The sequence below is a fragment of the Methylomonas sp. MgM2 genome (assembly GCF_054172045.1).
In genome coordinates this window covers 1-14,811 of record NZ_JBSYXO010000058.1, presented here as the reverse complement: position 1 = coordinate 14,811, position 14,811 = coordinate 1, and the positions used below count along the sequence as shown (strand labels likewise).

The following is a 14,811-nucleotide window of genomic DNA, read 5'->3' as shown; positions in this document are numbered from 1 at the left end:
CTTTTTCATCTGCATCATCGCCTCGAACGCGCGCTTGGCGGCAGCCGGATCGGGACCGCTGATCGCGCCGGTCAAAGCCAACGGCGTAATCTGCCAGGACACGCCCCATTTGTCCTTGCACCAGCCGCAGGCACTCTCTTCGCCGCCGTTGCCGACGATGGCGTTCCAGTAGCGATCCGTTTCGGCTTGGTCTTCGGTGGCAACCTGAAACGAGAACGCCTCATTGTGTTTGAACACGGGTCCGCCGTTAAGCCCGAGGCAGGGAATGCCCATCACGCTGAACCGGACCGTCAACACATCCCCTTTCTTCCCGGACGGAAAGTCTCCCGGGGCCCGGTGTACCGCGCCGACCGATGAATCGGGGAAGGTTTCGGCGTAAAACCGCGCCGCGTCTTCGGCGCCGCCGTTGTACCAAAGGCAAATCGTGTTTTTTGCAGGTTTCATCATATCCCTCCTCCATCGGTGGAATAACGTCAAAATTAGTATGAAATTCACCGTGGGAACGACACCTTGTCGCGACTACGCGTCGCTCCTACCGGGAATGCCTTTGATTGCCGTGAGGCGATGTGTCGCTTCAGGATCGTCAGGCTGCAAAATCCGCTTCTTCGTACTCCGGACGAATTTCAATGTCGGAGTCCTCCAGCATGGGATTGGGACAGCGCTTGACCCATTCGACGGCTTCATCCATCGATTTGACCTGCCAAAGCCAATAACCGGCAATTTGATCTTCCGGTTCCAGAAATGGGCCGTCGATGACGGTGCGCTGCTTACCGGAAAACCTGACACGCTTCCCCTGCGAGGTGGGCTTTAAACCGGCGCAGCTCAACATAATGCCGGCATTTTTCAGCTCCTCGTTGTACCGACCCATTGCAGCAAGCAATTCGGGGTCCGGCATACAAGCTATTTTTTCGCTGTCCTTGGTTGCTTTAACGATAATCATGCATTTCATCTAAATTTCTCCTGTTGAAGCCCATCGGGCAGTGGAACTGGCGGTCTTACAATCGATAGTCGAATGGCGTTTGCCGAAATCGACAAGTCGCCCGGAATTTCTTCAAAGCTATCTAACAGGCCATGTCCGCAGCGGAAAGACCCAGTGCCTGCAAGGTCTGCGCGTCTTCCGCAACCGGCCGCACTTCGACGCAACCTAGCTTCGCTCCCGGGATTCGTGACGCCACCTGGATTGCTTCATTCAAATCCGTGGCTTCGATCAGGTAATAGCCGCCGAGTTGTTCCTTGGTTTCCGCGAAGGGGCCGTCGGTGGTGGTGGTTTTGCCGTTCCGCACGCGTAGCGTAATTGCCTCATTGGCGGGCAACAGGCGATTACAACCTAGATAATGACCACTGTCTTTGATGGCTTGAGTAAATGCCATGTATTCGTCAAAGTGCTTGTCCGCATCGCTTTCCGTCATTTGCTCCATCACGGTTTCGGCGCAAATCAGGCATAGGTATTTCATGTTCGGCTCCTGTTAGTTAAAAACGATTTACCCCTTATTGTCGTCTCCGATTCGACGAATTCGACATCTCAGGAACGATATTCAGAAAAATCTTATCTGCCGTTTTGAAGGGCTTGATGATAGAGAGTTCACCACGAACGGAACTGCTGACGATCACATTAGTTTGCCGGCCACAGCATCTAGCGTGATAACTATGCCGACTCGATCGCCAATTTAGCACCTTTTCAAGCGCTACGCTAATCCCCTCTTCGGCTATTTCAGGAAAGCCATTATCTCCGCCATGACCTCATTCTGGTGTCCGACCCAGAGATGGCCACCGTCGGGAAAACTCACGAAGCGCGCGTTTGGCAGGTGATCGGCGGTATAGCGAGCGCCGGCAAGTGTTCCGAACAAATCGTCCCCCGTTCCGATAACTAGCGTGGGCACCGTGATTTTCTGCAGTTCGAAGCGTTGCAACGTCGCATTGATTTCAGCATCGTTGAGCAACCCTTGCCAACGAGACCTGACAGGCAGCATATTTTCAAACACCCGCCGAATTCGACTTTGCTCGTCCGCGCATGCATTTGCTAATACCTCGGTCGGTGTACCGAGAAACTCGCGGATGAGCGATTTAGGGGCAAGTTTGCTCGCCGCCCAGAACAGGAAGTTCCAGCGTAATGTAGTGCTGATCAGGAGTCTGGCCAGCGGCGAAAAATAGACCTGCGGTTCGCCAGCCGCACGCGGTGCGTAAGCCACCGGAACCAGCAACACCAGCGCCTTGACGCGTTCCGGATGACGAAGCGCCAACTGCATGGCCGACGGCACACCGGCCGACGCGGTTATCACGCTAACCCGCTCGACATTCAAAGCATCCAGCAAAGCGGCGTGGGTGTCCGCCTGAGCGGGCGGTGAGGCATCTTTGGGCAACGGCGTGCGCAAGTAGCCGAAGCGCGACATGGCGATCACGCGGAAACCGCTGCTGACCAAGGGTTCGGCGAACAACATCCCCTGGTCGTAGCCGCCTTCCCCACCGTGCACCACCAACACCGGCGGTCCTTCGCCGGCGATTGCGTATTCAATCGGTCCATGGCGCGTCTGCCCAATCCGACTACCGGTAGCGATGCGGGCGTAAGCAAGACCGATATCGCGTCGATAGCGGGCGCATGTCATAGCGGCAAACAGGCCGCCGATCATGAGAGCGCCCAGGCTAACAGTTGACATATTCGGACATGATGGGATTTCCCTTTGGTGACTGCGAATTATTTATCGCATTAACAAATTGTATCTATTAACGAGCCTGCAGTTCGCGCAATCTGCGCTCCAGAAAACGCCGCTCCGGCAGTTGACGGGTCAGGCTCAGGGCGCGTTCGTAAGCGGAGCGGGCTTGGTCGATTCTTCCCAAACGCCTTAACAAATCCGCCCTAGCCGAATGCGCCAGGTGATATTCGCCCAGTTCGCCGCGCGACAGAATCTCGTCAATCCGCTGAAGCCCCGCCTCCGGGCCGTCGCGCATCGCTATCGCCACCGCCCGGTTCAATTCGACGATAGGCGACGGATCGATACGCAGCAAGACCGCATAAAGCGCGGCGATTTGCGGCCAGTCGGTCGAGTCGGCGTCCGCCGCATTGGCGTGTACCGCCGCAATGGCCGCCTGCAATGTGTAGGGACCGAAGCGTCGCGACAGTAAGGCCCGTTCCACTAACTTCGAACCTTCGGCGATCTGTTCTCGGTTCCACAACGAGCGGTCCTGGTCGCTCAGCAAGATCAATTCGCCGTCCGCCGACGTGCGCGCGGCGCGGCGCGATTCATGCAGCAGCATCAGAGCCAGCAGGCCCTGGATTTCCGGGTCCGGCAACAGTTGGGCCAGTAAGCGGCCCAAACGGATCGCCTCTTCCGATAGGTCATGCCGGGTTTGCGTCGCACCGGCCGAAGCCGAATACCCTTCGTTGAAAATCAGATACACCACGCACAACACGCTGTCCAGCCGGTCCGGCAATTCGGCGGGACTCGGCACCCGGTACGGAATTTTTGCATCGCGGATCTTGGCCTTGGCGCGGACGATGCGCTGGGCCAGGGTGGGCGCCGGCGTCAGGAAGGCGCGCGCGATTTCTTCGGTCGCCAAGCCGCACACCTCGCGCAAGGTCATCGCCACCTGGGCTTCCGGCGCCAGCGCCGGATGGCAACAGGTAAAGATCAGCCGCAGGCGGTCGTCTTCCAGGTGTTCGTCGTCGGGATCGTCGCTTTCGTAGGCGGGGTCGGCCAGCGTATCGACATCATCCAGCATCTCGAAGCGGGTCCGGCGGCGCAGATTGTCGATGGCCTTGAAGCGGCCGGCCGATACCAGCCAGGCTTTCGGGTTGCCGGGGATGCCGTCGCGCGGCCATTGCTCCAATGCGGAGCGAAAGGCGTCGTGCAACGCTTCCTCCGCCAGATCGAAATCGCCGAGCAAACGGATCAGCGTGGCAAGGACATGGCCCGATTCGCGGCGGTAGATGCCGCTCACGGCCTCACGCACCGATTCCCGGTCGATGGGCGTCGAATTCTGGTTCGACGTCATGCCGATGCCGGAAAACGCGCCAGACCCTCAATACACTGATGGCTTCCGTCCGTGGCAGCGTATTCGGCGGCGCGGCGGATGACGATTTCGCAACCGGCCGCATATTCCGGGATTATGTTGTGATTTGGGTTCATGAGGTTCTCCAGATTCGCTTAAATCGCTTAAGGCAAAAGCCTGTCCGGTGGTATATCGCATGGCGTGTAGTCGAATCGACAACCGGGCCGAAATAGGCCATTGGTTTTATGTCGCCATCGAAACATGGGGTCCGATCGGCTCGCCGCCAAGCGTGTTAATCAGCGCGCAAAGCGAATCAATCGGCATCGAAATTTTGCCGATTTTTAAGCCGGGCGGATGCATCGCTATCCAGTCTATACTCTCAAGCAACAGCTCTAAAATCATTTTTTTAAAGTTAGCGGACTCCGATCATTAGAAAACTGAATGCCGATGAACACACAACTATCCGATTCGCGGGCTTCTTCATGAATATCAGGATCAAACGCGTCTATGAGCCGGCGGAGCCGCAGGACGGCCGGCGCGTGCTCGTGGACCGGCTTTGGCCGAGGGGTTTGACAAAAGAGCAAGCCCATATTGACCTATGGCTGAAAGGCATTGCTCCGAGTACCGAACTTCGGCAATGGTTCGGGCACAATCCGGAGCGGTGGGAAGCATTCAAAGAACGCTATCTGGCCGAGCTCAAGGACAATCCTGAACCGATACAGCGATTAAAGGAAGAACTGGATAAGGGTAAGGTGACGCTGGTCTACGCCGCGAAAGACGAGCAGCATAATCACGCACTCGTCATTCTGGAAAATAGCGCATTATTTCGTTAGTTAAACGAACCAGATGCAAAAAACGGCAATCCGATAAGCGTCGCGCTTAACGCCGGTTACCTGGTCGACCTTGTGATAAAAACGGCCGAAGGGATGAAATCTTCGGCCGTTTTAAGCCGTGCGATGAGCAAGGATATGGCGGCTAAGCGAACTTTTCCGAATAAATGGCCGTTTCATCGATTCCGAATGCGGTAGCCACTTCAGTGGCCGCCGTAATCAGCGGCGGCGGACCGCATAAATATAAATCATAGTCGTCCGGATGATCCCTTAGGTATTTTTGCAAGGCATCGGCCGGCGTGCCGCGGAAGCCGCCTTGCCAATCATCTGTCGGATGCCAGACGCAAAGCGTGTACGTGAGACCGGGCAGTGTCGACTGTAGCAGTTCCAGTTCATCGGTACAGAACAATTCATTTTCTGCGTTAACGCCGAATAATAAATGTATCGTCCTGTCCTCGGCCCATTCCGCCATGCGGCGCAAAATGGAAAGAAAAGGCGCCAAACCGGTACCGCCGGCGATGAAAATGGCGGGGCGGAAGCTATCGGCCTGTAAACCGAAGGCGCCGTTAGGACCGTAAACGTTCAAAACCTGCCCGATCTTTGCCTGTTGACTCAAATAATCGGAAAACTTCCCTTCCGGCTGCAGACGAATCAAAAACTCCATTTCGCCGCGCCAGTTGCCGGTATTGGCTAAAGAATAGGCACGGCGAATCCCGGTGCCGGGGTTCTCCAATTCCATGCATTGCCCCGGCTCGAATTCCACGGCCTTTCCGGCAGCATCATCGACCAGTATCAGCATCAATCGCACCGTGCGTTCGGCGATTGTTTCCAAACCGGTGACGGTCGCTTGCCTGATCTGCTCCTTACCAATACGAATGTGGGCGTAATCGTAAGGCGCTCGGATAGACAAATCCTGTTTCGGAAAGGTTCTGCACATCAGCACCTCTCCTTTGGCTACTGCTTCTTCCGATAATACGGCCTGATTGGTCTGGCTCAAACTATAATCGCCGCTGTCACAATGGCCTGCGCAAGCGCCGCAAGCGCCGTCCCGGCACAGGGACGGCAGCTTGATATCCGCCTGCTCGGCCGCACTGACGACGTCACAATCCTCGTTACAGGCAAAGCTTAATTCATGGCCATCCCGCGTCGTTAGCGTAATTTGATATTCGGACATGATGACTCCGGATTTTAAGCCGCGGCCCGCAGCGCCTGTTGAATGTCGTCGGCCGCATTGCCGGTGGCCTTTAAATCAAAGGCTTCGCCGAGTTTTTCCAATAGCGCCGGTGTCAAAAACGCCGGCAAGGTCGGGCCCAGACGAATACCGCGTATGCCCAAAGACAATAAAGTCAGCAATACCGCGACCGCTTTTTGTTCGAACCAGGAAATCATCAACGACAACGGCAAATCGTTCACCTCGCAATCAAAGGCCTTGGATAAGGCGCCGGCAATTTGAATCGCCGAATAGGCGTCGTTACATTGACCGATGTCCAATAGCCGCGGAATACCGCCGATATCGCCGAAATCATGGGTATTGAAACGGTACTTGCCGCAACCCAATGTCATCACCACGGTATCGTCCGGAGCCTGCTCGGCCACTTCGGTAAAATAATTACGTCCCGGTGCGGCGCCATCGCAGCCGCCGACCAGAAAGAAATGCCGGATCGCACCGGATTTGACCGCGTCGATGACTTTATCCGCCACGCTCATGACGCTGTCCCGGCCAAAGCCGATGGTGATCTGCCGGCCTGCGCTATCCTCGGCAAATCCCGGCAATGCATTCGCGGCTTCGATAACCGGTGAAAAGTCGCCGTTCGCGATATGCCGCAAACCTTGCCAGCCGACCGGTCCGGCCGTGAAAATCCGGTGCCGATAGGCAACGTCAGGTTCGATCAGGCAGTTGGAGGTCATGACGATGGGGCCGGGAAATCGGGCGAATTCGTGTTGTTGGTTTTGCCAAGCCGTACCGTAGTTGCCGACCAGATGCGGATAGGCCTTCAGTTTCGGGTAAGCGTGCGCCGGCAGCATTTCGCCGTGGGTGTAGACGTTGATACCGGTGTCTTTGGTTTGCTCCAGAAGTTGCAACAAATCGTGCATGTCGTGGCCGCTGACCAGGATGGCTTTGCCTTTGACCGTGCCTAGGTTGACGCTGCTGACTTCCTGGGCGCCCAGGCTACCTGTGTTGGCGGCATCGAGCATCTCCATCACTTTGTAGTTCAACTCGCCCATGCGCAGGCACCAGGCTAACAGCTGATCGGCGTCGGTTGGACGGTAGGCCAGAAAATCCAGCGCATCTTCGAAACCGGCATAGACGGCAGCGTCGCGATAATCGAGCATCAAGGCATGATAAGAATAGGCGGCGGCACCTTTGATCCCGTATAACAGCATGGCCCGCAAACCGATGATATCCTCGCCCAGTTGTTGCGCATTTAAATTGATCGCCGCCTGTCTGGCTTGAACCAGCAGGCCGGGTACATTGGCGGCCGGTTGCCATTGCAGGTGTTCCGAAACCGCTTCCAGCGCGGCGCAATCGTCCGGATTGACCGCCGCATATCGGGCCTTCAGCCGATCGCGAGTTTGGGCGGTATCCTTGATCAGCTGCACGAAACGGCTGGCGTTGAAATTGACGTTGGTCAGCGTGGTAAATAAGGCGTAGAGCATAAATTCGTCGGCTTCGGTTTGCGGCTCTCCAGCTTGCCGCAGGCGTTTCGCCAACTGCGCGATGCCTTGCAGACCGTAAATCATCAGGTCCTGTAAGTCGGCGGTCGTGGCGTCTTTTCCGCAGACGCCTTTCGGTTCGTGGCAGCCGGCGCCGGTGTTTGAACGGGTGGTTTGTTCACATTGATAGCAAAACATGCGGTCTCCTTCGATTGGCAAAAAATGTACAAAGCGGTTGCTAAGGTAATCGCCCAGCCTTTAAAGTGTCCTTGACTTAAATCAAGTGGGTTTTTATGCCGACCCGGATCAAACAACAGTTGTACAAGCACTATTTCTTTGCCACGCTGGATGACGAGCAATTCAACCGAATTCTGCCGGGCATTCAGGAAATCGAATTGGAGGAGAATCAGCATTTGTTTCATTTCGGCGATCACGCCAAATATTTTTACGTGCTGAGCGAAGGACAGATTCAGCTGTATAGACTGTCGCCGGCGGGCGAAGAAAAAGTGATCGAAATCATTCAACCGGGGCAGAGCTTTGCCGAAGCCGTGATGTTCTTCAACATCAACAATTACCCGGTCAGCGCCAAAGCCGTAATCGCGAGCAAATTGTGGCGTATAGAGATGAAGCCATTTCTGGGCTTATTGCAAGCATCCAACGAGCTCTGTCTAAGAATGTTGGGAGGCGTGAGCAAACGGCTGCATGGGGCGATTCAGGATATCGAGCAATTGACCTTGCAAAATGCCAGCATGCGGGTGATTCAACTGTTGTTGCAATCGGCACCCGATGGTGAAGGTAATCAATACAGTCTGGATTTGGAAACCCCGAAACAAGTACTGGCCTCAAGGCTGTCGGTGCGACCGGAAACTTTTTCGCGCATCCTGCAACAGCTCAGCCGTAAGGAACTGATTTCGGTGCAAGGCAAAACCATCCGTATTCTCGATTTCAACGGGCTGCAAAGAGAACTGAGTTTGGTTCAGAGCTCGTAGCTACGATTAGCGACCGCGTAATCGTAGGCATGCAGGCTCCCGTTCCTTCGATGATGCTACGCTAGACGGGGCCGCGGGCTGACAGCGGGCGGATTGCCGGGTGCCGCGATGAATGAAAAGTGTACCGAATTAGTCAAGAACCAATGAAGCGATGAAACAATCCGACGAATTGGATTAAATCACTCGGTCGCAATTGCACGAGTAAAACCGATTCGTCGGAGGAACGAGCTCTGTGTATGAATGGTGCCGATTGTCTGTCTTTTGTAGACATTCAATAATCGATTACACTAACAACTGCTATTAGCATATTCGTACTAGGCGCTACTCCGTGACGTATTTTTCATTCTTATTAGTAACTAACCAATTGATAATCAATGAAAAACTTAAAATTGACGCAAAACATTACGTCGTTTAGGACGTTTAATTTTAGTTAGCACTCATACTTGAGATTATCGAATGGATTTCCATATAGAGCGCATAATATCTGGGGGGCAAACTGGTGCCGATCGTGCTGCCTTGGATTGGGCAATTAAAGAGAATATTCAACATGGCGGTTGGTGCCCAAAAGGGCGTTTAGCAGAAGATGGTTTCATTCCATCCGTCTACAACCTTTCTGAGACGCCTTCTGAAGACTATGCATTAAGAACCGAATGGAATGTACGGGATTCAGACGCAACAGCTATTTTTTCGAAGAATGAGGTACTCAGTGGTGGAACAGAACTTACGAAAAAACTAGCCTTTAAATACCGTCGACCAACTATTCATGTTCATGTCGGTCTGGGGATCGAAGACGCCGCAATTCTAATCAAGAAATTCGTTCATCAGTACTCCACTAAGGTGCTAAATGTAGCCGGGCCTCGTGCGTCTGAGGAACCGGATATTGGAACGTTCATCACAAAAGTACTGGACGCGGCATTCAGTCAAACAATATAGGAAGCCGAACGATGACCGAGATATCTTTTCCCGTTACTGTTACAGCCACCGCCATCGCTAAAGCGTTGGCCTCCTTATGGTCGCAACAGACTTGTACGGCAGAAGAAGCATTTGAGGAAATCCGAATAGACGCGATAAAAACTGACAGTCCCAAAATCCTCTATGCTTCACTCGGCACCGCGGAAGTGACGGTTTTGCTTGCGCGTCGCTATATGGAACAGACATTAAAGAATGCCGAGCTGCCTAAGTTTGGTCGCGTTGTCGTAGCACGTATGTCGGACATTACAATTGAAGCGATGCTAGAACACGAACTACTTCCCAAGGAATTCAAAGCCCGCCTTGATAGCAACCTCGGTACACTTAAGTCTCTGTGCACCCAGCACAATGTTCCGTTTGAAGAGCATACTTGGGCCAAACTGCCTCTTTTCCATGGTTTTATCTATGGAAAGATGGCATACATTGGTCGATGGACAGTAGGCACCACGGGGCTTTTGTCTCACGATTCACCACTTCATCGACTTTCCGGCAGAAAATACTCCAACACCATCACTGTATTAACCAGCGCAGCATTTCCTTCGGCGGAACTAGGCAATAATGTTTGCTAATCGGGTAAGGGTGAGTTTCTCTCCCGCCCTCCCCACACCACCTAGCATGCGGGTCCGCTACTCAAGCGGTTGAAACAGGGTAATGAAAACGGACCCACTGGTCTTTGATCGACACCAAGCCTTGCGCTTTTAACCACTCGTTGTTCATCGCCATCTGCGTAATCGGTGTCCGCGACATGGCGTAAGGCCCTTTCGAGCTCACGCCGGTTTTGATCGCTTCCTTTAAACTAACGCCCGTTGGACAAGCCCGATGTTCGCAGGTGGGACTTTATATAAGAAAATATCTTTTCGGTGTTTTGAGTTGGAGGCGGCTTGTTTAAGGCATTAATGCGCCAAAACCAGCCAAAATGATCACCACGACAGTGCGCCCCCCCTGAAAAGGACGATTTTAAGTATACATTTTGCCCCTGATTTGGGATAAGCGCAGCCCTCGGCGCAAAAATGCCGCTTCATACTCGACCAGGGAGAAAGCTAAGCTTACATAACCTGTTCCATCTGAACTTCGTTAGCCGGAGGGCTTTGTGTTCCGATGGCAAACTGCGGCGGCATGCGCGTTTTGATAATGCTCACCCGATAACTAAGGGTGCGGGTTGCCAGGAACAAACGCTGAGCTTCCTCGACGGTGACGATATCCGGCAAACGCCGGGCCTTGGGTGGTTTGATCAGATGCGGCGTCACCCAGGATCTGCGCAGCACATGGGTATAATAGAACTTGAGGCCGTACAGATCGAGCTTGACCGCACTCCAGGAGTGAGACGCCGGCAAATCGGTGAAATAATCGGTCAGCTGCGCTTCGGACAGGTCGTCGATGTGTTCATCGAAATACGCGCCGACGCGCCGAATGTCACGGGCGTAAGCCTCTATCGTCTTGGGCTGAAGCCCTTTGAGTTTAAGGTGTTTAAGATGGGTTTGATAGTTGTGCTTGAAAGTGGATTCAGATGATGTCATTGACACGTAACCTCATGATTCGTCGTGGAATGCTCCCTCGGAATGAGGGCTTGAGGTTACATTTTATGAACTACCTGCCGCTCGGGATATTCTCCGCGTTAGCGGCTTCGTCCAACTAACGGTTATTTTTGCTGATACCTGACCATGCGCTCCAACAATAGCCCGGCATGGTATGCCGCGTCGGTGGTTTGTTCTAGAACGCCTAGAATTTCGGTCCAGTTATTTTCCTCGATTAACGACAGCACCAGCACCCGCCGCTGTTTCTTGCGCCATTCGTGATAGATCAGATCGGCCGTCTGCTCGCCTTCTTTTAGGGCCTTGCAACAGGCCTTCATATCCGCCAGATCGATATTCGGGTATTTGATGATTTCCGATTGCAGTTGCTTCGTCATGCCCAGTAAGGTCGACAGAATGTCGTGCGCGGCGTTTTCTATCCCTCTTGAATGGCAAATATCGATCAGCCTTGCGGTGTTGTTGATGCCGTCTACGATATCGTCCAGGCGGCTGACCAACTGCTCGACGATATAAATGAAATCCGAATATTGACGCAGCTCCAGGCTGCGATAGGCCTCGGCGGTCAGTTCATCGCCCTTTTCTTCCAAGGCCTTAACCCGAACGATATGTTGATCCGGATCGCCCAGATTCATGAAAAGCTCGCCAAGCGCCTTGCCGCATTCTATCGTGTTATCCAGGTGCTCCTTTAATATGGTTTCCAGCGTACGCGAATTGACACCCTCACCAGCATTAGCGCTCATACTATCCTCGTCTTCGATACCAAACATTTCGGATCTCGATCAATCGCAATCGATAAACCGTTGAATTTATTGTTTACGCCGGCAATATGCCGCCCAGTTAATGCCGTAAATCGTCCGCACCCATGATTTAGCCGGCCACTTGAAGGCGCACAAATTTCGGCTTAGCTGACAAACGCTAACAAATGATTATGTCATGTTTATGTAAGCGAACGATTGACGGGACGCTTCATAAAATTGTCACGTTGCCGGTATAACGTTGCCGACAATCCGCCACCACGCCCGCCGCATAATATGGAACTCTCGCTGCTGACCTTGAACTTGCATACTTACCAACAGCATCCGGTGCATTGCCCGTTCGAGACCATGCATTACCACGAACGCGAGGTGCAGATCATCGCCGAGGCCATAGCGCATTTGAATATCGACGTCGTCTGTTTTCAGGAAGTCGGCGAATATCTGCACGACCCGATCACTCATCCATACGGCGAAGCGCCGTCCAACATGGCTTTTCGGATTTGCAACCGGTTGCGCTCCTGGGGGCGTTGGTACCACATTCATCAGGACTGGAGCCACGTCGGCTTTTATCGCTGGCGCGAAGGTACGGCCATCTTGAGCCGTTATCCCATGCATCACAATTATTCGGCTTATGTGTCCAACGACCACCGCAAAGACAATTACATGTCGCGCAACGTCACGGTTTCCTGCATAGACGTACCTTGGTTCGGCCTGCTGCACGTCGCCAACGTGCATTTAAGCTGGGCCCACCACGGTTTTTTCGAGGAGTATCACCGCTTGAAACACCTGATCTATTCGCGGCATCATTTCGGCGTGCGCGGCGATTTGATCGTCGGCGACTTCAACGCACCGTCGGGCGAGCATGCCTATAACCATATCGTCGGCCATTGCGAGTACGTCGATCAATTTTTCGAGTTACACCCGCATCGCTTTTACGACCCCAGTTACCGCGGCCACATACACGGCTGGGAAAGCGGGCCGCCCAAACGCATAGACTACATATTCAAACGTAACGGCCACCCGATGAAAATCAGATCGATGGAGCCCATATTCAACGGCGGTTTTTATCCGGTGGTTTCCGACCATTTCGGCTATTGGGCCAAGTTCGATTTGTACTGATAAAAAAAGGCCCAACGGCGTATGCCGTCGGGCCCAAGCACAAACAAATGAGCGATGCGATTATTACGGCAAATGCGTAATTCTGTTTTGCGCACCCGGCTCGACCACAGGGCGTGCGGCAAAATAGGCTTCCAGCGCATCGAGGTCTTGAGCGCCGCCCAATCTATCGCCGCCCTGCGTCAACACGTATAGCTGATCGCCGCCGTCGGCCATGAAGCTATTCACGGTGACGCGGTAACTGGCGGCCGGATCGATCATCACGCCGTTCAACGTCATGCTGGCGGGATCGACGTTGTCGCAGGGCGTACCTTTTTCCTGCCAGCTATAGCTGAAGCCTTCTGAGACTTGTAGTATCCGGTTGAACGGCTGCCCGCCGGCCGGTGCCGTGGCGGGATAACCTTCGGTGCAACCGGTAAACTGCTGCTCCAACAAGGTGTGGAGCTGGGCGCCGGTCAGCGTCATCGTCACCAGGCTGTTTCCGAAGGGCTGTACCGTGAATGCCTCGCCGTAAGTCACGTTGCCGTCGCCTTCGTTGGCGGCGCTGGTTGCATAAGTCAAATCCGCCCGGATGCCGCCTGGGTTCATGAACGCGATCACCGCGTCGCCGAATCCCTCGTCTTTGGTGGCTTCCCATTGCGCGTCGGCTATCACGTCGCCCAAAGCCGATTCGCCTGCGGCATTGGTCGTACGGCTGACGTTTGCGCTGATGCCGCCGATCACCCGGTTGGCGATCGGTTGCGCGATGGTGTTGTAGTTATCGACGATGGCCTTGATGCCGGCATCCGGCAGGATCGCGCTGTTGCTGCGATCCACCACGATGTTGCGGGCCGCCACATCGATAACATCCCCTCTGCGCTTGTCTATGGTCAAATCGATGTCGGTCAGCACCCGGCCCTGGGCGTTGGCGCTGGTCACCGAAATCAAGCGGCCGTCGCGGTTGGCGATTCGGCAATTGTAGGCTTGGTGGGTATGGCCGGAAATCACCAGGTCGACCGCGTCGTCCAGTTGATTGACGATGCTCTTGATCGGCGAATTCAGCTCGAGATTGCCTTCGCACAAGTTGATGGTGTCGGCGCTTTGAGTGACCGGCACCACGCCGCCTTGATGGATCAATACCACGATCGCGTCGACATGGCGTTTACGCAGTTCGGGTATCAGGGCGTTGACGGTTTCCGCTTCGTCCTTGAATTCCAAGCCGGCGACGCCGCTGGGGGTGACGATGGTCGGCGTTTCTTTCAACGTCATGCCGATAAAGCCGATGCGGGCGCCTTTGACGTTCTTGATGGCGTAGGACGGAAACAGCGTTTTACCGCTTGCGGTTTCCACGACGTTGGCCGCCAAGAATTTGAATTGGGCGCCTTCGAACGGCACCGGCGTTCCGACGTCGGCGCCGCGGCAGCTGTTGACATCGGTCGGATGGCAACCGCCGTATTGCATGCGCAACAGCTCGTCCTTGCCTTCGTCGAATTCGTGATTGCCGACCGCGTTGAAATCCAGACCCAAACGATTCATGGTTTCTATGGTGCCTTCGTCGTGAAACAGGGCGGATACCAAAGGCGTTGCGCCGATGATGTCGCCGGCCGATACCACGATGGTATGCGGATTTTGTGCTTTAAGGTCGTTCACATAACCCGCCATCCAATCGACGCCGCCGACCGGAATATTGGACGGGCCGCCTGGCGATTGCCGAAAATTGCCCGGCGACTCCAGTTGGCCGTGGAAGTCGTTGAAGGCGACGATCTTGACGCTGGTCGTCTTGTGCGGGCGACGACCGTGTTTGCGTTCTTTGTCGTGGTGGCCGTCCGCCATGCAGGGTCCGATCAAACCCAAGCTCAATAACAGGCCGATAGCCAATTTGCTCCAGTTCATGATGCTATCCCCTATTAGTCATTATGATGTTTTTTATGGTAGATCGGAAGAGCACACGTCTGAACTCCAGTCACACACGACTATCTGGGGGGGGGGGTTTTTTTTT

17 protein-coding genes are annotated in these 14,811 nt (G+C 54.3%); 5 read left to right on the top strand and 12 right to left on the bottom strand.

Annotation, left to right across the window (positions count from 1 at the left end; translation table 11 throughout):
- The 6 genes from ACW73I_RS22105 to ACW73I_RS22080 form a co-directional block, all read right to left on the bottom strand.
- On the bottom strand, positions 1 to 447 hold a 447-nt coding region (locus tag ACW73I_RS22105), incomplete at its 3' end, for a VOC family protein (protein ID WP_458031672.1).
- Positions 448 to 583: 136 nt separating this feature from the next.
- Entirely contained in the window at positions 584 to 949 is a 366-nt protein-coding gene (locus tag ACW73I_RS22100; RefSeq protein WP_458031671.1) for a YciI family protein, read from the bottom strand.
- A 112-nt stretch (positions 950 to 1,061) separates the two neighbouring features.
- Positions 1,062 to 1,454, bottom strand: coding sequence for a YciI family protein (locus tag ACW73I_RS22095; RefSeq protein WP_458031670.1), 393 nt, complete (start codon positions 1,452 to 1,454; stop codon positions 1,062 to 1,064).
- 252 nt (positions 1,455 to 1,706) lie between these two features.
- Complete coding sequence (locus ACW73I_RS22090; protein WP_458031669.1) at positions 1,707 to 2,654, bottom strand: alpha/beta fold hydrolase; 948 nt, start codon at positions 2,652 to 2,654, stop codon at positions 1,707 to 1,709.
- A 67-nt stretch (positions 2,655 to 2,721) separates the two neighbouring features.
- The gene (locus tag ACW73I_RS22085; protein ID WP_458031668.1) at positions 2,722 to 3,936 is read right to left on the bottom strand and encodes an RNA polymerase sigma factor; all 1,215 of its coding nucleotides are present in this window, start codon (positions 3,934 to 3,936) and stop codon (positions 2,722 to 2,724) included.
- Between the two features lie 50 nt (positions 3,937 to 3,986).
- A complete protein-coding gene (locus tag ACW73I_RS22080) occupies positions 3,987 to 4,124 on the bottom strand; it encodes a hypothetical protein (RefSeq protein ID WP_458031667.1) in 138 nt (45 codons plus the stop codon).
- Positions 4,125 to 4,469: 345 nt separating this feature from the next.
- On the opposite strand from ACW73I_RS22080, the gene ACW73I_RS22075 reads away from it, so the two are divergent.
- Positions 4,470 to 4,820, top strand: a complete 351-nt coding sequence (locus ACW73I_RS22075) for a DUF488 domain-containing protein (protein ID WP_458031666.1) — start codon at positions 4,470 to 4,472, stop codon at positions 4,818 to 4,820.
- Positions 4,821 to 4,962: 142 nt separating this feature from the next.
- Here the strand turns inward: ACW73I_RS22075 and ACW73I_RS22070 are convergent, their stop codons facing one another.
- A complete protein-coding gene (locus ACW73I_RS22070; protein ID WP_458031665.1) occupies positions 4,963 to 5,991 on the bottom strand; it encodes a 2Fe-2S iron-sulfur cluster-binding protein in 1,029 nt (342 codons plus the stop codon).
- Between the two features lie 14 nt (positions 5,992 to 6,005).
- Positions 6,006 to 7,670 carry a hydroxylamine reductase gene (gene hcp, locus ACW73I_RS22065; protein ID WP_458031664.1) on the bottom strand — a complete coding sequence of 555 codons (1,665 nt, stop codon included), beginning with the start codon at positions 7,668 to 7,670 and terminating at the stop codon, positions 6,006 to 6,008.
- 95 nt (positions 7,671 to 7,765) lie between these two features.
- Between hcp and ACW73I_RS22060 the strand changes: the two genes are divergently transcribed.
- The 3 genes from ACW73I_RS22060 (at position 7,766) to ACW73I_RS22050 (ending at position 9,999) form a co-directional block, all read left to right on the top strand.
- On the top strand, positions 7,766 to 8,461 hold the full coding sequence (locus ACW73I_RS22060) for a Crp/Fnr family transcriptional regulator (protein WP_458031663.1): 696 nt from the start codon (positions 7,766 to 7,768) through the stop codon (positions 8,459 to 8,461).
- 456 nt (positions 8,462 to 8,917) lie between these two features.
- Positions 8,918 to 9,394, top strand: a complete 477-nt coding sequence (locus ACW73I_RS22055; RefSeq protein ID WP_458031662.1) for a putative molybdenum carrier protein — start codon at positions 8,918 to 8,920, stop codon at positions 9,392 to 9,394.
- Between the two features lie 11 nt (positions 9,395 to 9,405).
- Positions 9,406 to 9,999, top strand: a complete 594-nt coding sequence (locus ACW73I_RS22050; protein ID WP_458031661.1) for a hypothetical protein — start codon at positions 9,406 to 9,408, stop codon at positions 9,997 to 9,999.
- A gap of 61 nt (positions 10,000 to 10,060) precedes the next feature.
- On the opposite strand, the gene ACW73I_RS22045 is transcribed toward ACW73I_RS22050, so the two are convergent.
- From ACW73I_RS22045 to ACW73I_RS22035, 3 genes are all read right to left on the bottom strand, one after another.
- Complete coding sequence (locus tag ACW73I_RS22045) at positions 10,061 to 10,201, bottom strand: hypothetical protein (RefSeq protein WP_458031660.1); 141 nt, start codon at positions 10,199 to 10,201, stop codon at positions 10,061 to 10,063.
- Between the two features lie 275 nt (positions 10,202 to 10,476).
- Positions 10,477 to 10,947 carry a site-specific integrase gene (locus ACW73I_RS22040; RefSeq protein WP_458031659.1) on the bottom strand — a complete coding sequence of 157 codons (471 nt, stop codon included), beginning with the start codon at positions 10,945 to 10,947 and terminating at the stop codon, positions 10,477 to 10,479.
- A gap of 122 nt (positions 10,948 to 11,069) precedes the next feature.
- On the bottom strand, positions 11,070 to 11,702 hold the full coding sequence (locus tag ACW73I_RS22035) for a DUF47 domain-containing protein (protein ID WP_458031658.1): 633 nt from the start codon (positions 11,700 to 11,702) through the stop codon (positions 11,070 to 11,072).
- A 291-nt stretch (positions 11,703 to 11,993) separates the two neighbouring features.
- Here ACW73I_RS22035 and ACW73I_RS22030 point away from each other — a divergent pair, with 291 nt between their 5' ends.
- Complete coding sequence (locus ACW73I_RS22030) at positions 11,994 to 12,836, top strand: endonuclease/exonuclease/phosphatase family protein (protein WP_458031657.1); 843 nt, start codon at positions 11,994 to 11,996, stop codon at positions 12,834 to 12,836.
- Positions 12,837 to 12,899: 63 nt separating this feature from the next.
- On the opposite strand, the gene ACW73I_RS22025 is transcribed toward ACW73I_RS22030, so the two are convergent.
- Positions 12,900 to 14,705 (bottom strand): bifunctional metallophosphatase/5'-nucleotidase, encoded by a 1,806-nt coding sequence (locus ACW73I_RS22025; RefSeq protein WP_458031656.1) that lies wholly within the window; start codon positions 14,703 to 14,705, stop codon positions 12,900 to 12,902.
- Between the last annotated feature and the right edge of the window lie 106 nt (positions 14,706 to 14,811).